The following is an 18,548-nucleotide window of genomic DNA, read 5'->3' as shown; positions in this document are numbered from 1 at the left end:
CCGGCTCGCCTTCTGGTCCGTCAACCGCGACCGCCCCTGCCCCGGCGGCGGCGTCGTCTCCAACTGCAGCGGCATCGCCCAGAACAACTGGCAGTTCACCCAGATCACCGCCACGTTCACCGGGTAAGCACACCGCTTCAAGTAAGAGGGCTGGCCCTACAGGGCCGGCCCTCTTCTGTTTCCGGCGGCGGACAGGTCGAGCCGTTCGCGCCACGGCGTTCGGACTGCGCTGTCCGTCAGTACGGCGATACCTGCGCACTCCCATCGTCACGCCGAGAGGCCTTGATGACCGATACGTGGCATCCAAACAGCAGCGGTGCGAACGCCGCCAGGAAAGACCTTGTGACGGACGCGGAGCAACTCGCCGCTGACGCCATCGCCCTGATCGACGGTGCCGACTTCGGACCCTCTCTCACCGCACCGATCCAACGGGTCCACGATCAGGCCAGACAGGTCCTGGCCATGGTCCGCGAGCCGTACAAGGTCGGCATCATCGGTGAGTACGGGGCGGGAAAGACACTGTTCGTCGCCTCGATGCTCGGCTTCCTCGAGAACCTGCCGATCGGTGACCGGCCCACCACCGGCAACGTGACCCGCTTCCGGCTGCGCCCGGTCGCCGGCGGCACATCCACGGTCACCGGCCGCCGGATCGTGTTCCTGAGCCGCTCCGAGTGCGAGGCCTGCCTGGCCGACCTCGGCCGGCAGATCCGGGCGATCAGCGGCCCGCACCCGGGCCTCGACACGCCCACCCGCAAGGCCGTCGACGGCGATCCGGACTTCCTGGCGGCCTGGCACCGCACCGCCAGATCGCTCGACCCGAGTCTCGACCGCCTTGTCCGGCAGCTGATAGCGGTCGCCGCGAGTGCCCGGCAGCACGACGCCTGCCTCGGCACCAGCCGGGAGGTGTCCGCGGAGGAGTTCGGCGCGCTGATCCAGATCGCCTACGAGGACCAGTCGCCCGCACAGCTGTTCTGGATCGTCCGTCAGGCCGAGATCGCGATGGACGTTCCGGTGAGTGTGCTGCCCGGCCTGCTCGCGCACGGCCCCGGCCTTCAGCCGCCGGACCGGCCGCAGCTCTCCGGGTTCGGCGAGGGCGCCGTGCTGGAGCTCTGGGACTTCCCTGGCATCCTCAACCACCTGTCGTCCGAGCGCGACCGGATGCTGACGGAGACGCTCCTGCACGACGTCGACACCGCGGTGGTGCTGCTCAAGGCGGCCAATCCCGACAGTTTGGCCTCCGACGAGCTGACCCGGCTGCTGACCGCCGTCAACGGAGGGGCGATCGCCGGCGTCGGCAACGTGTTCGACAGCCCGCAGGCCGTCCGGTTCAGGGAGGCCGGCCTGGACAGCGACGACGCGGTCCGCAGCAGCTTGACGTCGATCACGGAGCTGCTGCGCACCGCCGGTGAGCTGGCCCCGGGTGAGCCGTTCCTCTATGCCGGCCTCGTCGCGCTCGGCCAGGTCGCCCCGGAGCTCGTCGCTGGACGGTTCGACGACCGCGTCCGGATGCAGGGTGCGCTCGCCGGCGACGCCAAACGGGTCGCCCTCGGCCTTCCGGAGGGCAGTCCGTTCCGGGCGCTGCTGCTGCCGGTCGCCGAGGACGGCGGCCGGCAGCGGGTTCAGACGATGCTCGCCGACCAGCTGTCCGTCCACGGTCTGCGCCGCCGGGTGGAGCGGGTCGAGCGGGAAGACTCACGGCTGCGCGAGCTCCTGCTGCAGCTGGAGTCCGCGGTCCAGACGGCCCCGGAGCCCGGCGGCGCCGCCGCCGCGCACGTGGAGTTCCAGTCGGTCCTGTCGGGTCTGCGCAGCGTGCTGATCCGGCTGCGCCGCAGCCTGCCAGGTGTGCTGACCGGCGCGCTGTCCGGGGACGGGCCGGACCGCACGTCGTTCGCCGACTTCGTCGAGGAGACCGCCGCCCGCCGTGTGCACCGGTGGCCGGAATGGCGGCAGACGCTCGACTCGGTCCGAGGGCGTGAGGTCCAAGATGGTCCCGAGACCACCACCAAGCTGGTCGGGCCGTTCAGCGAGTCCTGCGTGGAGGCGTTCGACACGGTCCGCGCCGAGGCGCTTTCGCGTTGGGAGCGCGCGTTGATCCGCAACGCGGAGGACACGCTCGCCGACGAGGAGGCGCTGCGGAGCCGCGCGAAGGCGGTCTTCGCCGACCAGCCGGCCACGTTGACCCTGATCGTGCGGCCGGAGGACTGGCAGGGACTGCTGACCAACGCCTCGGCGTCAATCTTGGAGCAGATTCCCTACCAAGCTCCCGGCCCGAGCCGGTACGCCGAGGCGTTCCCGCTCCGCCGCGATTCGCGGTTCGTGTGGTCGCTGCCCGCGAAGCACACGTACGACGCCTCCGACTCCGACCTGCTGCACCGCAGGCATCCCGGATACGTGATCCGGCTTCGTCACGAGTTCGTCGCCACCTGTGCGTACCTGATGCAGACCGACGTCGAAATGGTCCGTGGCTGGGCCGAGCAGGTGACTCTGCACTTCTTCAACCGGTTGTTGCAGGCCCTGGCCAGTGCCAGACCACCCGAGGCGTCACCGGCGGACGAGGAGTCCAGAGGCGCGCTCCTGGACGCGATCCGGAAGCTCCGCACCCGCTCGACCGGTCCGACCTCCGGTGGACTCTGGTCGGAATTGGAGAACTGAGATGGACATCGAACTCGAGTTCATCGACCAGGCCGACGGCAGCGCCCACCAGCAGTTCACCCTGGACGGCACCGACCTGCCGGTCGCGCTGCCGTCGCCGCTGCTCGTCAACCGGTCCGGCCGACACCTCGTCGTCTGTGGAATCCGGGTGACGGCTGACACTGCCACGCCGCCCACCCGGCAGATCTGCGACCTGTGGCGGCCCTCCCTGCCGCGGGAAGGGCTGGACCTGCCACCGTACGGGCGCTACATGGCGCCCTGGCAATACGTGGCGGGTTCGGCACTACCGCCCGGCCAGACGGCGTTCACCTGGGCCGTCGACGTCGCCGAGCGCCTTGCCGACGGCACCTTGACATCGTCCGGCGATCCGCTGCACCGGCAGTGCGTGCTTGTGACCCCGTCCCAGATCCCGGAGCCGCCCGTGTCGCCCGCCGAGTCACCCGCCACCGAGCCGCGATCGACGGCCGCCGACACCGACCAGCGGTACAAGGGCTGGATCGCGATCGACTTCGGCATGTCGAACTCGACCATCACGATGTTCGACCAGAACCAGAAGCGCGCTTTGCTCGGCATCGCCCCGACCCAGGTCGCCCGGATCCGCGACTGCCTGACCGAACTGCTCAACGGCACCGCCACCGACGACTTCGGGCTGTCCGGCGACGAGTGGCGACGGCTGCTGGAGGGTGCCGGTCGCACCCTCGCTGCGTCGGCACCCGGCAACCGTCTCGGCGACCCACTCACCCACCTGAAGGAGTCCCTCGCCGGCGACCGGGTCTTCGACGTGCTGCTGGCCCTCGACCAGGAGGTCGACAATGCGCTGCCGGCGCGCCGCGACACGCTCACCGGTGTGCTGCAGCGGCTCTACCGCGACGCGTTCTCCCGTCCGCCCATCGCCGAGCTGCAGTTCTTTCCGGTACCCCTGCACGCCGGCACACCGGCCATCTCCAGCGATGCGCGGGTCCTGTCGCTGGCGCCCTTCAAGCTCGCGATGTGGAACGACGGGCATGCCCACACCGACGGGGACGTTCCCGTGGCGGTGGAGCACCAGCCCGGCCTCAAGCGTTTCGTCGGCAACGAACGGCCGCTGCCCGGGCTCCCGCCCGGTGTGACCGACGGCCCGACGACGGACGATGCGCTGATCGCGGTATGGAGGTGCCTGCTGGACAAGGTCACCGAATTCCGCCGGGCGAACAAGGACCGATACGCGCCCGGCGAGATCCACCGGGCGGTCGTCACGTATCCGACGACCTCCCCGCCGCAGACCCGTCTCGACATGGAGCGCCTGGCGCACGACGTCGGCCTGCACCTTGCCGACACCCGGTTCGACGAGGCGACCGCGGCGGCGATGTTCAACCTCATGCGGATGTTCGCCGGTGACCCGGCGATCGGCGTCGAGACGTTCCGCGCCCGCAGCCGGCAGGTCGCCCCGGAGACCTGGCGACACAACATCCTGGTCGTCGACGTCGGTGGCGGGTCCACCGACGTCGCACTGCTCACCCTCACCCTCCGAGACCACACCGAGCGCGACGGCGGTGTGCCGGCCGACCAGCAGGGCCGTTTCTACGAACTGCGGCCGACGGTGCTGGGCAAGGCCGGCAACCTCCAGCTCGGCGGCGACCGGATCACGCTGGGCATCTTCCACCTGTTCAAGGCCCGCATCGCCGACCTGCTGCTGACCCGCACGCCGACCCTCGTGGTCGGCGAATACAAGCCGTTCCTGGAAGGCGGCGTCTACCGGGCCGGATCGCTGCTGCCGGTGGCCGGCGCAGAGGACGTCTCCGACACCGAGCAGGACAGGCTGACCCTGATCGACCAGGTCGTCCCCACCCGGTGGGCGGCCGTTCGGACGGCCGCCGAGGAGGTGCAGGCCCGCCAGCGGTTCGGGCGGTTGTGGATCGAGGCGGACCGGGCCAAGCGGGCCTCCGCCGCAGGCCAGCCGTACCAGCTGCGCAACCTGCACGAGCTGCTGGACCTCGGTGCCGCGACCGAGCACCTGTCGACGGTCGAGATCGACGCCGACGCCATCCGTGCCGAGGTCGACAACGTGTTGACCCGCTCGATGGAGATCGCCCTGGACGTCGCTCGTAAACGACTGTTGGCCGCGGAAGGCGACAACGAGCCGCTGGACACGGTGATCCTCTCCGGCGGCACGACTGCGTTGCCTCGCGCCCGGGAACTGTTGCAGCAGGTCTTCACCAGCGACACCACCCACAGCGGCTGGGGCGCCCTGCGCTGGAACCCGCTGCACGTCGTACACGACCCGGCGTTCGCCAAGGTCGGCACCTCCATCGGCGCCTGCTGGGCAGAACACGTCCGCCAGAAGGGCTACGCGGACCCCCGCCGCGCGAAACGCAACGTGGCGATGGGCCGCACCGAGCTCCACATCGACGTCGACAACCTGCTGCACGGCCTGCCGTTCGACCTCGAACTGTCCGGCACTGGCCCGAACCAGCTCCCGGTCTTCCCCGCCGGCCGCGAGTTCGAGCGCATCGGCGATTCCGGGCAGGGTGCCCAGCGCTCCGAGTGGATGCCGGCGATCCTCGACATCGCCATCAACCGCAGCGGTGTGTCGAAGGCCGAACCGGCGGTGCTGTGGGGCTTCCTCAGCCTGCAGGATCTGCAGCAGTCCGAGAATCCGCAGGGGCCGTTCGACCTCGACGAGTGGGTCCGCCAGGTATCGATGCAGTTCCAGATCGACGAGGCCGATCAGCTGATCGTCCACTTCTGCGCCGGCAGCCCGCACTACAGCCTCGACATGTCCACGTGTCGCCCGGACGATCAGGTGGCCGGCCGGGACGCGGCCTTCGGCCCGGTCCGGCTGCAGCACGACCTGGTGGTCAACCCCGATGCCGCTGGCGGGATGGCCAACCACGGCAAGATGTTGATACACGAGGACGCCGAACCTGACGGCTTCGTGGTCTCGCCCGACGACCCGACGCCGCTGAGCTGTTGGATCAGCGTCCGCTTCCCGCGGGAGGTGCCCACCGACGGCACGTGGTGGATCGGCCGGCGCGACCCCGATGACTCGACCGTGCTGCATCGGGTCGGCGCGCCGTTCCGGGCGAGCATCCGGCACGGGCGCGGTGCCGACACCCGCATCGTCGTGGATGAGACCGGCCGTGTCCAGCCTGTTCAGGGCTTTGTGCCGTACCTGCCGGCCAGCTCCATGGCCGACGTCATCGCCAACCCCGGCAGGGTCCTCACCGTCGCGATGAGGCCCGGCAACATCGACCTGGACGAGCGCTTCGACCCATTCAACGGTTCCCACTGATGGGATCCCTCGACGACGCGCTCGGCGTACTGCTGGCCGAGCCGGCCACCGCCACCCTGGTCCGTGGCCTGCTCGCCGGTATGCGCGCGGCACTGGAGGAGGCCGCGCCCGGCAACGCCGCTCGCGAGGCCATCGACCGAATCCTTGCCGGCGGTGGCGCGGCCCTGCCGGCGATCGGCCGGCCGATCAGCACATCGCCGGGGTCGGCGGCGGCAACGCGGACCCCGGCCACTCCCCTTTGGACAGAGGCGGCGCAGGCGGCCGGTGAGCACGACCCAGGCCCGCCCCCGGCCGACCGCGCCCAGCTCTGGAGCGCGCTGCACCTCCTCGGCCTCCGGATGGCCCCCGACGACCGGCGGGACGTCCAGACCCGCGCGGCGGACGAGGCCCGCGCGGCCGGCGCCACCGTGGAAGCCCCTATCGTGACCATCCGCGGCATCGACCGGGACATCCTGATCCCCCGGCTGTCCGTCGGGGGACGCACGCTGCACGACGGCCTGGCGACCGACCCGGACGCGCCGCTGCCCGCTGAGCTGCGGGTCCACGCGGCGGCCGTCGACCGCGCCGGTGCCGACCCGGCCACGGTCGCCTTCACCCGGCTGGTGGTGCCGGTCCTGCACCTGCTGTCGCAGGACCGGCACCTACGGCACTGCCTACAGTCCCTGCACGTCCGCGGACTGGCAGAGCGCACCACTCCGACAGACCAGGACCGGCTCCGCGGTCAGTTGACGGCCAGAACGGCGGCGCTGATCGCCGCCGTGCCGGGCGACCCGGACCGGCTGGAGTGCCTCGTCCGCCTGCACGAGGCGGTGACGTCCGTGGTCCACCTGCCACCGGCTGCCGACGTCAGCTGGTGGGGGCGGCTCCGCGTCCGCGCGCACACCACGATCCGCGACGCCGCCGCCGAGATCGGCCCCGGACTGGTGAAGCTGCCACCAGCCCGCTTCGACAGCGCCCAGGCGTTCACCGCCGACAACATCCCGCTCCGGATCCCGGAGGTGTCCGGGATCCGGAGCCCGGACGTATCCGGGATGGTCCTGGCCTGCGTCCGCGTCTGGGCGAGGGTTCACGACACCGACTACCCGGGACGCGTGATCTATGCAAGCTGAGGCGAGGTACTGCATCGACCATGTCGCCGACGGCCGGGCCGCGTTCCATCCTGCCGAGCTCCGGCGCGCCTGGCTCGCCGTCGACGCGGACAACCGGCCCGCGGCAGCCGCCATCACCACCACCACCGTGACGTTCCGGCTCGCGGCCGCCGACGGCCCGTGCCGCGCGGAGTGTTTGATCGCCGGGCCCGTCGGGGTGCTCCGCGACCGCAGCCTGCTGCTCGGGCAGCTCGACCTTCCACCCGAGGTTGTCGTGCCGCGCTGGTACGAGCAGGGCCTGCGACTCGAGGACGGCTTCCGCCCAGTCCTCGTGTACCCCGAACTCCCGGAGAGCGTCCTGGCCGGGCGCCTTCCGCACCTGACCCTGGCCGAGGTCCAGAGCCTTCTGGAACGCTGGCTCGCGTTACGTGAAGCCCTCCGGCAGCGCTTCGGGCTTGAGCACGCCGGGCCGACCCCGCACCTGGCCCACATCCCCTCCGACAGCGTCGCGACCTTGCGCGTCGTGGGCTGGGATCGTCCACCGGGCGCACCGCCCGCGCCGGACCTGCTGGAGCAGGCACTGCTCGACCGACTGGCACAACTCACCCCGCAGCCCGACCCGGCCGACGACGACGACACCGTGGCGGCCCCCGCAACGCCGATGGCACCGCCCGGGGACCCTGCGCCGAAGCTGGAGCAGCCACCGCTCGACCAGCCGGGACAACTCACCTCGCTGCCCGCCCCGGTCGACAACGACGACACCCCGGCGGTCCCCGCAACGTCGGCGGCACCGACCCGGGACCGTTCGCTGATGGCCGCCGTGGTGATGGCCACGGTCGTCGCAGGCTGCCTGCTCGGTCTCATCGCACTCTGGACAATGTAGGAGCCAGCATGAAGCCGACCCCTAAGCTCTTCGGCGCCCTGTTCGTCGCGATGGCCGTGGTCTGCGCGGCGACCCTCGTCACGGCTGCGGTGCGCCTCTCCGCCGCCGACAAGAAGGTCTCTCAGCTCGGCGACGACCTGGACCATGCCCGGCTCGAGTTGCGGAGCTCCCGCGAGGAGGCCGACATCGCCGATGGCCAGAACGCGGAGGCGCTCCGGACAGCCCGCGAGCACATCGCCACAACCAGCCCGCAGGACCTCGCCCGCGGCCTGACCGACATCTACTTCGACCTGCCCATGTACTCCTGTGACGGAGGCGACGACAACTGTGACAGAGACAAGAGGGTGGCGGTGTCCCTGCAGCTGAGCCGGTGCTCCAGCGGCACCCCGTTCTGCGTCGCCGGGTCGCGGTGGATCAGCGGCTTCTACGCGCTCACCCTGAACGGCGACACCTGGTCCGCCCGCGGCACCGCCGTGAACGGCCGCGCGGCCTGCTTTGCCGTCCCGACAAGCGGCGCCGCATGGGCCTTCACCGCGCAGGTGACCGGCGCGCAGTACAGCATCTCCGGCGGTTGGAAGGTCACGAAGGCCTACATCACCTTCTCGGCCACCATTCCCGCCACAAGCTGCTCCGCGACCACAATCTGGTGGAAAGGCACGGTGCCGCTCAGGTGATCGCGGCCCGTAGCCCCGCCGACAGTGGTCGGCTAGCTCCAGCCTGACACGACGGCGCGCAAGCCGGTGGCCGACGTCGACACGCTCGGCGCGCCGTCCGGACAGCTGTTCGACGCCGTGAACGTGCCGCCTGGGGCTCCGGCGGTATACAGGGTGATGATTTTCCCGGAGGTGGCGGTGAAGGCCAGGCTCAGCGTCACCGTCTGACCGGCGGAGACGCCGACGGCGCCGAACGAGAAGTGCGTGTCGCCCGCGGCGGTGGCATCGGCCGTGGCCGCGAGGCCGCCGTTGACGGAGACCTTCAGATGGCTGGTGACGGTGCCGTCGGGGTCGATCTGCACCAGCACGTGGTCGATGGCGGAGACCCCGGCCGGGACCACGAACGTCTGCGACACGGTGCCGCCCGGCATCGACCTGCTGTTGCCCGGGTTACCCCGGCACATCGCACGACCGGCGTTGGCGGCGCCGTAGTTGTCGTACGGTGTCACGGCGTGCGGTTGCTGCGGCGCCGGCGAGGGCGGGTTGCCGCCGTTGCCCGGAGGCGGCGGCGCCGGCGTGGCCGGCTTTCCCTTCAGCTCCAGGGTGAAGCGGCCCGGCTGATCCTTGCCCCACGACGAGAAGAGGTCGGGCAGCTGCGGGAAGGTGGAGGTGATGATCCCGACGACCTTCAGGAACCGCCCGAGATAGCGCAGCCGGTCCTTCGCCTGCTTCAGGCCTTCCTCCGCCTCCTTGGCGTAGGCCGCCTCGCCGAACAGGTCCTTCGCCGCGCTGAGCGCGACGTCGGGATTCTCGAGGTTCTTCAGCGCCTGCGTGACGAAGCAGCCCAGGAACGCCTTCGCACCGTCGGCCGACGGGAACGGCGAGAGTTGGGTGACGCACTTGGCCACGATCAGCGCGGCGCTGGACACCTTCGTGCGGGGATCCAGCCCGAGCACGCTGATCCCGACGCTGAGGCCGGCGCTCCACGCATCGATGTACGCGTTGAAGTCCTTCTTCGCCGTCTGCGCGGGCTGCTTGTACCCGGCGGTGAACCGGCCGTTGCCGGCCAGCAGCACGTTGCCGCCGATGTCGTGCCCGGTGACCTTGGCGATGGCCCGGCGAAGCAGGTCGGGCTGGTCCTCGACCCAAACATAGTCCGCACCGGCCGGCACGTTCACCCACTGGTAGAACCGGCGGTTGGACTGCACCTGGATCTCGGCCCGGTCGGCGTTGGCGATGGAGCACAGATGCACCAGTGTGGTCCGCTTGTCGACGCTGCTCCAGCCGGGCGCGGCGGGGCCGCCGCAGGGCCGGGCGTCGGTGCGCTGCGTGGCGAAGTCCGCGAACGAGTCGGCGAGGTCACGGACCCAGCCCGGTATCGGGATCCACCCGAGCAGGTTGGGCGAGAACTCCTTGGTCGAGAGGTACGGCACCCCGTCAGCGGTGCGCGACAGGCTCTTGGCTTCCCAGTCGCCGCCCGTCTCGGCCGGCGCCGCCCAGCAATGGCGCTCCGCCGACGCCCACGCCCGCGACGGCATCCTCGCCGACCCTCAGGTCGCGTCCTCACCGCTCGTGGCGGGCGCCGCCGCGCGGACGGGCATCATCCCCAGCCAGACCCTGCGGCGAGACAAGGCTCCCGCCCCGCCGGCGCGGTTGGAGGTGACCGTGCGGCGCATCCGGGGGGCGTGGGCTGCACCGCATGGCCACGTGCTGGTCCGCCGAGCGGGCCGGCGAACCGGTGCAAGCACAAATCGAGCCGACTGTACAGCGGCACTGCACGGTTGGCCAGGCGGTCACGCCACCCGCGCAGACACCGAGCACCGGGACATCCCGGCCGGCGGCCCGTCGCTGCCGCCGCCAAGCCCGCCGGGCCAGGCACGCCCACAACCGCATCGACGCCGCCCGCATCGCCCGCAACGCCGGCTGGCTGTGAGCGCCTCACCGTTCGTACGAGCTCACCGCTCCGGTCAGGTTCGGCGATCGGGCCTGCTGGTGTGTACGGCGTCGAATGCCTCGGCGACCTGGTCGGCGAGGGTGACCGCGACGAGCCGGGCCTGGAGCGGCACGGCGTGGCCAGGGGTGGGGGTGAGCATGAACCGCCCGTAGTACACGCCGTCCGCGCTGACCCTGAGTTCGACGTCCGCATCCGGTAGCTCGCCCGCCTGCGACGACGAGTGAACGGGTTTCGGTGTGATGCTGCCGTCGGGTTCGAGCCGCGGTGGACGGCCGAGCAGGAGTCCCTCCTCGAATCGGCATCCGCGCAGGTGCAACAGGTCGACCAGCTCCGGGCGGACCTGGTTGACGACCTGGTTGGGGGCGGCACCGGACTGGACCAGCTGCGTCGTCCGGTGAATCCAGGACAGCTGGTCGGCGTCGGTGACGGTGATGAGGTGCAGGCGATGGGCCCGCGCGGCCAGCTGCGACACCGCCAGGCCGACGACGAGCAGGAGGATCGCCGTGAGGACGTCGGTGTTCGCGGCGATGGTGAACCGCTCGTACGGCTCGGTCAGGAAGTAGTCGAACCACACCGCGGCGGACAAGGCCGCCAGCGCGCCGGCCAGGCGGTTGCCGATGGCGGCCACCGCAACGACAGCCACCACCAGGACCAGCGCCATGTTCGCGCCGGAGATCGCGGTGCGGAAGGGGATCAGGACTCCGGCGACGGCCAGCGGCCCGAAGATCGCCGCCGCGAGCGCGATCCGTTCCCGGCTGAGGGAGCTGAACATCGTGCACCGCCTGCCTCTTCGCCCAGCGGTAACCGCCTCCAGCGTACGTCTCCCAGCTGGGCGACGTACCGACGCGACTGGGAGTTGTCTGTGATCTGCCGGCAGCGGGTTTGTCGCCGGTCCGGCGGTGGTATCGGCAGCCTTGGTCCAAGTGAGGAGGGGCCATGAGATTCCATCGGATCGGACTCGCACTCAGCACTGCTGTGCTCGCCGGAGTCGGCGCGGTGGGCGTGCCGGCGGTGGCGGGTGCCCAACCCAGCCCGTCGGCTCCGGGCTGCGGTCCGGAGACCATGGCGCCGGGCATGGGCTCCACGGCCTGCGCGCACGGCCACCGGCACGAAGGCATGCTCAGGGACGTCGAGCACGGCGAGGGTGTCGTCCATACCAAGCAGGGACAGGTGAACGTGGCCATGCAGAACGGCACGCTCACCGCCGTCTCGGCGTCGTCGGTCACCGTGAAGTCGGCCGACGGATGGACCAGGACGTGGGCCATGGGCGACAACCTGCGGGTCGTCGAGCATCGGCACACCCTGCAACCAAGCGCCCTGAAGGCCGGCACGAAGATCACCATCGCGGGCACGACCAGCGGCACCGGCACCAGCGAGACCTACACCGCCCGGATCATCCGGTTGCACGAGCACACCGGCATGCAGCCGTCGCCGGGCGCGACGCCATCGCCATCCGGCATGTAGCGCCACCGTCGAGCCGGCCCGAGGCCACCTTCCGGGGTGGCCCGGGCCCGGTGACGTTGCCGGGGTTCGTGTCCGGCTGTGTGGGAGGTAGCACGAGGTAGCGCGAAGTAGGTGGAGCGCCGATGGACGATCGGGCCTTCGCCGGCATCCTGTCCCGCCGGCAGGAACTGGCGGAGTTGGGCGTGTTCCTGCTGCTGCTCGTGCCGCCGCTGGTGCTGTCGTACTTCGCGGCCGGGCAGGCCGCCGTGCCGTTCACCCTGCTGGCCAGTGCGACGATCGCGCGCGACGCGGGCCTCGTCGCGTTGATCCTGCTGCTGCTCGCCCGTGCCCGGCAACCGGTCGCGGTCATCGGCTGGACCGGCCGTGCCGCCTGGCGGGAGGTCGCCTGGGGGGTCGCCCTGACGGTGCCGGTCCTGGTCGGGGCGCAAGCGCTGGACGCCGTCCTGCGTGGCGCGGGCCTGTCCGGGCCGCGGCCGTCCAGCGCGAGCTTGCAGCCCGCACCCGGGGTCGGACAGCTGCTCCTCGCCGTGGCGCTGGTCGCGGTGGTCGCCGTCGCCGAGGAGACGGTCTTCCGCGGGTACCTGATCCTGCGGATCGCCGGTGTCCTCCGCAGCCGTACGTCGGCGGTGCTGCTGTCCTCCGTGATCTTCTCCGTCGGGCACGGATACGAAGGCAGCGCGGGAGTCCTGACCGTGGGTGCGACCGGTCTGGCCCTCGCCGCCGTGTACGTCTGGCGGCACAGTCTGGTGGCGCCGATGGTGATGCACTTCCTGCTGGACTTCCTCGCGATCGTGGTGGCACCCCTGCTGCTCCGCTGAGGCGGCGCGACGATGAGCCGGTGAACGCTTCGTATGCTGGGATGGTGGGGTGTCACCCGGATCTCGCGGTGGAAACCCGGGGCCTGACCCGGCGGTTCGGGGAGCTGCTCGCGGTCGATCATCTGGATCTGCTGGTCCCGCAGGGCATGGTGTTCGGCCTGCTGGGACGCAACGGCGCCGGCAAGACCACGACGATCAAGATGTTGACCACGCTGCTGGCCCCGACCGAGGGCACGGCCAGGATCGCCGGCTTCGACATCGGCACGCAGCCGGCGCGGGTACGCCGCCTGGTGGGCTACGTGCCGCAGCTGCTCTCCGCGGACGGTGCCCTGACCGCGTTGGAGAATCTGCTCGTCTTCGCCCGCCTGTACCACATTCCCCGGGCGCAGCGGCGGACGCGCATCGATGCGGCGCTGGCGTCGGTGGGGCTGCAGGACGCGGCGCACAAGCTGGTCCGCGACTTCTCCGGCGGGATGATCCGCAGGCTCGAGATCGTCCAGTCGATGCTGCACCGTCCAGCGGTGCTGTTCCTGGACGAACCCACGATCGGGCTCGACCCGGTCGCCCGTCACGGCATCTGGGAGCAACTGCGCAACCTGATCGCGCAGGAAGGCACGACCCTGTTCCTCACCACACACGACATGGAGGAGGCAGACGAACTGTGCGGCCAGGTGGCGATCATGCACCGCGGCACGGTGGTCGTGCACGGGACCCCTGAGGAACTGAAGGCCCGGCTGGGCGCGCACGCGAACCTGGATGACGTCTTCGTCGCGTACAGCGCGGCGACCGAGGAGACGGAGGAAGGAGCGCTCCGCGATGTCCAACGGACCCGGCGCACCGCACGGCGCCTCGGCTGAAGGCCAGTTCTCGTACCCGGTACAGGCGGCGCTGCGGCGCCTGGCCGTGCCGCTGCTGTTCGCTCAGGACACCGCCACGATCGTCGACGTCGAGATCCGCAAGCTGCGCCACGACCCGGTCGAGCTGCTGACCCGAGCGGTCCAGCCGGTGCTGTGGCTGCTCGTGTTCGGCAAGGTGATCGCCCACGCCCGGGCGATCCCGACCGGGGACCTGCCGTACCTCGACTTCCTGGCACCCGGGATCCTGGCCCAGAGCACCCTGTTCGTCGCGATCTTCTACGGCATCGCCGTGATCTGGGAACGCGACCTCGGGGTGCTGAACAAGTTCCTGGTCAGCCCCGCCTCCCGGGCATCACTCGTGCTCGGCAAGGCGCTCTCGGCCGGGGTACGGGCCCTCGCCCAGGCCGCCATCGTCTACCTGATCGCGGCCGCGCTGGGCGTGAACCTGGCGTTCGCCCTGGCGCCGCTGGCCGGCGTCGTCGTCGCGCTGGTCCTGGGCGCGGCGGTGTTCGCCACCTTCTCGCTGATCATCGCCTGCCTGGTCAAGACCCGCGAACGGTTCATGGGCATCGGGCAGATCCTCACCATGCCGCTGTTCTTCGCCTCCAACGCCATCTACCCCATCGCCATCATGCCCACCGCGCTGCAGTGGCTGGCCAAGGCCAACCCGCTCACGTACCAGACGGACATCCTGCGCACCCTCATGCTGCAAGGCGGCACCAGCGCCTTCGGGCTGCCGCTGGACTTCGCCGTGCTGACCGGGACGCTCCTGGTCCTTGTCGCGGTGGCGGCGCACCTCTATCCCCGAGTCGTGCTCTGACGATGCCGGTTCCTCGCCGGGGTACTTCCTGAGGTGCCGGTCTGTAAGGTGTGGCGAATGGGGTGGGAGGCGCTCGGGCAGTGGGGTGACGACGTCGCTCGCATCGAGCGGCTCGCCGGCGGAGTCGCCAACGACGTGTGGAGCGTGCGTGTCGACGGGCAGCTCGCGGTCGGGCGGCTCGGCCGCCGGAGCGACGCCGATCTCGCGTGGGAGACCGAACTGCTCCGACACCTCGACCGTGAAGGTCTGACCGTGCCGGTGCCGATCCCGACCACGGACGGCCGGTTGTTCGTCGATGGTCTGGTCGTGATGACCTACCTGGAAGGTGGACCGCCCGAGACGCAGGCCGACTGGCGTCGCGTGGCCGAAGCGCTCCGCGAGCTGCACCGGTTGACGCGGGGCTGGCCGCAGCGCCCCGGTTGGCGGTCGTCGACCGACCTCCTGCACGCCGAGACCGGGACGAAGGTCGACCTCGGCGCGATGCCCGTCGAGGGCGTCGCCCGGTGCCGGGCGGCGTGGGCGCGGCTCGCCGGACGTCAGACCTGCGTCGTGCACGGCGACCCCAACCCTCGCAACGTCCGCATGACCGCGGACCAGGTCGCGCTGATCGACTGGGACGAGGCGCACGTCGACGTGCCCGACCTCGACCTCGCGCTGCCCGACAACGCTGCCGGCCTCGACGACGATGCGTACGACATCGCCGCGCAGGCATCGGCGGCATGGGAGGCCGCCGTCTGCTGGGACGACGAGTACTCCGTCAAGCGGCTCGCCGAAGTCCGAGCGGTCTGACGCGGCGATCAGGCCTCGGCCGCGGCCGGCGCCGACCTGTCTCGTACCTGCCCCGCGGCGGGACGAACGCCGGCCCCGGTCACGAGTACCTGAGCAGCTCCTGTAGTTGCGGAAGCCGGCCGAACAGGTCGGGGAGGCCACGCACGCCGTTGCGCGCGGACTCGTGCGACAGCGCGAGCTCCGGGCCGGTGCTCGCCTCGACACCGGCGAGGCAGCGCAGGATGTTCCACCTGATGTGCCCGAGCCAGCCGCCGATCATGAACACGAACCAGCTCGGACCCCACGGCGGCAGCGGTCCGCCTCCCGCGACGTAGCCGTCGAGGACCGAGCGGAAGACGGCGGGCTGGATGTCGTCGAAGCCGGGTCCCTTCGCGATGCTCAGCGCGGTGGAGCCGAGCTCGCCGGACAGGTCGAGCATCCCCGAGAGCTCCCAGTCGAGCACCACCGGCCGGCCCTCGTGCGAGAGCAGGTTCCACGGTTGGATGTCCCGGTGGGTCAACACGACGGGGCCCGGTCGCTCGCAGGTGTCGACGAAGTGGGCGATCGCGAGGAACGTCTCGACCTGGGAGGCGAGTTCGCCGGCCCAGGGCTGCCGGGTCGCCGTCGCCCGCTCGGCGAGCTCGGGCCAGTCCCGTGCCGTCGGCTCCTTGGTCGAAGCGTCGGTCCACGCGACGGCGAGCGCGTGGATGCGGGCGAGAATCTCACCGACCTCGAACGCGTACGCCGCCGGCACCGGTGCTTCGGGCACCTTCTCGCCCTCGGCCCACCGGTGGACGAGCGTGTCGTGACCCGCCGAGATCGGCTCCGGCATCGGGACGCCGGCGGCGAAGGCCGCCCGCTCGAACCTGAACACGTCCTCGACGCGGTACGCCGTGCGGCGGTCGACGAGGTTCAGCTCCTTCACCGCGAACGACCCCTGGTCGGTGTCGAGCCGGTACATCCGGTTGGCGTAGCCGCCGTGGACACGGATCATCGGACCGATCGGCGCGCCGAGATGTGAAAGATCCACCCCGAGCACTCTAGGACTGGCAGTTCGTCGATGCACCCGCTTTACCGCGGCGTACATCGGTAAGAGGTGACCGTGCGGCGCACCCGGGGGGCGTGGGCTGCGCCGCATGGCCACGTGCTGATTCGCCGAGGGGGGGTTGGCGAACCGGTGCAAGCACAATCGAGCTGACTGTACAGCGGCCCTGGATGGTTGACCAGACGGTCACGCCACCTGGTCCAGCGACCGGCACCGCACGCCGGTGGACGGGGTGATTCGGGGGGTGACCCGCGGCGCCCGGACCGCCACGGGGCCGAGCGTCCGGTGCGTGGCCGCCCTACCATCGAATCGTTGCCTCCGCTCGACCGGTTCCGTCCGATCCACCCACGGGACCGTTGGAGAAGGGGACCCATGATGCAGGCACGCTTGGCGGCGTGGCTGGTACGGCTGGGTCCGCCGCCCCTCGCCGCAGGAATCGCGGTCGGCGTCGGGTTCATCGTCGTGGAGACGCTGTTGGTCTTCCCGCTCCGGCACCTCGCCGCCGTGGAGGCCGTGGCCATCGTCTACCTGCCCGGTGTGCTCGTCGTCTCCACCGTGTGGGGCTTGTGGCTGGGCGTGGCAACGTCGATCGTCAGCACGCTCGCGTTCGACTTCTTCTACACCCCGCCGTTCTGGCATTTCGAGACGGAGGACTGGCGGGACTGGCTCGGGCTCTCCGTGTACCTCATGGTGGCCGGGGTCGCCAGCTCGGTGGCGCAGCTGGCCCGCTCGGGGGCGATCGAGACCATCAAGCGGCGCCGGGAGAGCGACGCGGTCGCCGAGCTGACCCGGCTCATCCTCGGCGCCGACGACGTCCGAGCGGTCCTTCCGGCGGCCTCCGCCCGGATCGCGGAGGCCATGCGCCTGCCGTACGCGGCGATCGAGCTCGACACCGTCCCGCCGTACGAGGGCCGGGTGCAGCTGCCGCTGCACCCGGGCGCGCTCGTCGTGTCCGCGGATCTGCCGGAGCGTGTCATGGGGCGCCTGCGCGACAGTGTGGTGCCCGGGCTGGCGACCGTGTTACGGGCCGGCAGGTCGCTGCAGGCGAGCCGGACGGAGCTGCAGGCACTGCTCACGCAACAGGCGGCGCTGCGGCGGGTGGCGGAGCTCGTGGCCCACGGCGTCGCTCCCGCCAAGCTGGTCGCCGCGGTCGCCGCCGAGGCGGCTGAGCTGTTCAACGCGGACGCCGTCCGGGTGCTGCGCCGGGAAGGCTCCAGCACGGTGAGCGTCGTCGCCGAGTGGAGCAGAAGGCCGGGGGTCCAGGTGCTGCTGGGCCAGCGGCTCGACAGCTCCGGCGGGGTCGCGGACCTGGTGCTGCGCGACGCCCGTCCGGCTCGCCTGGACTCCTACCAGGACAGCAGCGGCCTGGTCGTCGACATCACCCGTTCCGAGGGCTTCCGCGCCTCCGTCGGCGCGCCGATCATCGTCGACGGCCAGGTCTGGGGTGTCCTCATCGGCCACTGGGGCCAGGGCCCACCACCATCCGGCACCGAGCACGAGCTCGCCCAGTTCACCGATCTCGTCGCGACCGCGATCGCCAACACCGAGAGCCGGACGGAGCTCACCGCGTCACGGGTCCGGCTCGTCTTCGCCGCGGACGAGGCCCGCCGCGGCATCGAACGCCAACTCCACGACCACGTGCAGCAGCGGCTCATCTCGCTCGGGCTCGAGATGCGCATCTCCGAGGCACTGGTCCCAGAGGATCTCGGCGAGCTGCGGTCCCGGCTGTCCGACACCACCGCGGGGCTGAACGGCGCCTTCGAGGCCCTCCAGCGGATCGTCCGCGGCATCCACCCATCGCTGCTCTCCCAGGGCGGGCTCGTCCCCGCGGTCAAGGCGCTCGCTCGCCGCTGCCCGGTCCCGGTGACGGTCCGCGGCGGGCCGCACCGTCGCCTGCCCGACTTCGTCGAGGTCGCCGCCTACCACGTGGTCTCCGAGGCGCTCGCCGACTCGGCCGAGCACGCCGGCACCTCGGCGATCGAGGTCGAGCTCGACATCATCGAGGATTCGGCAACGGACGCGGCCATGCAGGGCGAGGTCCTCAGCGTGACCATCCGCGACGACAGTGCCGGCAGCCCCGACCCGGGTCCGGGCCTGGCCGACGTGCGCGACCGCGTCGAGGCACTCGGCGGCACGCTGACGCTGACCAGCCCCGCCAGCCGCGGCACGACCGTCAACGCGCGGCTGCCGATGGGCGGCCGCGACCGTCAGGATTCGGAGGCCGACTGGTCGTTCGGTGGCACCTGAAGCGACCGGCACCCCGGCACGACCAGCG

Annotated in this window: 14 protein-coding genes; 11 read left to right on the top strand and 3 right to left on the bottom strand. The window is 71.1% G+C overall.

The window, feature by feature from the left end; all coding sequences use genetic code 11:
• Positions 1 to 342 precede the first annotated feature (342 nt).
• Genes ABD332_RS53955 through ABD332_RS53935 form a run of 5 tightly spaced genes read left to right on the top strand, consistent with a single transcriptional unit; the run spans position 343 to position 8,568 of the window.
• Complete coding sequence (locus tag ABD332_RS53955; RefSeq protein ID WP_344513887.1) at positions 343 to 2,652, top strand: hypothetical protein; 2,310 nt, start codon at positions 343 to 345, stop codon at positions 2,650 to 2,652.
• Between the two features lies 1 nt (position 2,653).
• Complete coding sequence (locus ABD332_RS53950) at positions 2,654 to 5,923, top strand: hypothetical protein (RefSeq protein ID WP_344513885.1); 3,270 nt, start codon at positions 2,654 to 2,656, stop codon at positions 5,921 to 5,923.
• Positions 5,923 to 7,032 carry a hypothetical protein gene (locus tag ABD332_RS53945; RefSeq protein WP_344513883.1) on the top strand — a complete coding sequence of 370 codons (1,110 nt, stop codon included), beginning with the start codon at positions 5,923 to 5,925 and terminating at the stop codon, positions 7,030 to 7,032. The genes ABD332_RS53950 and ABD332_RS53945 overlap by 1 nt, the downstream gene beginning before the upstream one ends.
• Entirely contained in the window at positions 7,022 to 7,894 is an 873-nt protein-coding gene (locus ABD332_RS53940) for a hypothetical protein (RefSeq protein ID WP_344513881.1), read from the top strand. Before ABD332_RS53945 ends, ABD332_RS53940 begins: the two co-directional genes overlap by 11 nt.
• Positions 7,895 to 7,902: 8 nt before the next feature.
• On the top strand, positions 7,903 to 8,568 hold the full coding sequence (locus ABD332_RS53935) for a hypothetical protein (RefSeq protein ID WP_344513879.1): 666 nt from the start codon (positions 7,903 to 7,905) through the stop codon (positions 8,566 to 8,568).
• A 32-nt stretch (positions 8,569 to 8,600) separates the two neighbouring features.
• Here the strand turns inward: ABD332_RS53935 and ABD332_RS53930 are convergent, their stop codons facing one another.
• Both ABD332_RS53930 and ABD332_RS53925 read right to left on the bottom strand, forming a co-directional pair.
• Positions 8,601 to 10,085, bottom strand: coding sequence for a hypothetical protein (locus ABD332_RS53930; protein ID WP_344513877.1), 1,485 nt, complete (start codon positions 10,083 to 10,085; stop codon positions 8,601 to 8,603).
• Positions 10,086 to 10,514: 429 nt separating this feature from the next.
• Positions 10,515 to 11,273, bottom strand: coding sequence for a DUF4118 domain-containing protein (locus ABD332_RS53925; protein ID WP_344513875.1), 759 nt, complete (start codon positions 11,271 to 11,273; stop codon positions 10,515 to 10,517).
• 164 nt (positions 11,274 to 11,437) lie between these two features.
• On the opposite strand from ABD332_RS53925, the gene ABD332_RS53920 reads away from it, so the two are divergent.
• The 5 genes from ABD332_RS53920 (at position 11,438) to ABD332_RS53900 (ending at position 15,249) form a co-directional block, all read left to right on the top strand.
• A complete protein-coding gene (locus tag ABD332_RS53920) occupies positions 11,438 to 11,965 on the top strand; it encodes a hypothetical protein (RefSeq protein ID WP_344513873.1) in 528 nt (175 codons plus the stop codon).
• 122 nt (positions 11,966 to 12,087) lie between these two features.
• Positions 12,088 to 12,783: a CPBP family intramembrane glutamic endopeptidase gene (locus ABD332_RS53915; RefSeq protein ID WP_344513871.1), complete on the top strand. Its 696-nt coding sequence runs from the start codon at positions 12,088 to 12,090 to the stop codon at positions 12,781 to 12,783.
• Positions 12,784 to 12,851: 68 nt separating this feature from the next.
• Complete coding sequence (locus ABD332_RS53910) at positions 12,852 to 13,640, top strand: ABC transporter ATP-binding protein (protein WP_344513869.1); 789 nt, start codon at positions 12,852 to 12,854, stop codon at positions 13,638 to 13,640.
• On the top strand, positions 13,600 to 14,460 hold the full coding sequence (locus tag ABD332_RS53905; protein ID WP_344513867.1) for an ABC transporter permease: 861 nt from the start codon (positions 13,600 to 13,602) through the stop codon (positions 14,458 to 14,460). Before ABD332_RS53910 ends, ABD332_RS53905 begins: the two co-directional genes overlap by 41 nt.
• Positions 14,461 to 14,517: 57 nt before the next feature.
• Entirely contained in the window at positions 14,518 to 15,249 is a 732-nt protein-coding gene (locus ABD332_RS53900) for a phosphotransferase (protein ID WP_344513865.1), read from the top strand.
• A gap of 79 nt (positions 15,250 to 15,328) precedes the next feature.
• Here the strand turns inward: ABD332_RS53900 and ABD332_RS53895 are convergent, their stop codons facing one another.
• Positions 15,329 to 16,258, bottom strand: coding sequence for a phosphotransferase family protein (locus ABD332_RS53895; RefSeq protein ID WP_344513863.1), 930 nt, complete (start codon positions 16,256 to 16,258; stop codon positions 15,329 to 15,331).
• Between the two features lie 387 nt (positions 16,259 to 16,645).
• Between ABD332_RS53895 and ABD332_RS53890 the strand changes: the two genes are divergently transcribed.
• Positions 16,646 to 18,520: a sensor histidine kinase gene (locus ABD332_RS53890; protein WP_344513861.1), complete on the top strand. Its 1,875-nt coding sequence runs from the start codon at positions 16,646 to 16,648 to the stop codon at positions 18,518 to 18,520.
• The last annotated feature ends 28 nt before the right edge of the window (positions 18,521 to 18,548 follow it).

The sequence above is a fragment of the Dactylosporangium maewongense genome, from assembly GCF_039531485.1.
GTDB classification, from domain to species: Bacteria; Actinomycetota; Actinomycetes; order Mycobacteriales; family Micromonosporaceae; genus Dactylosporangium; species Dactylosporangium maewongense.
This window is presented reverse-complemented; position numbering and strand designations above follow the sequence as displayed.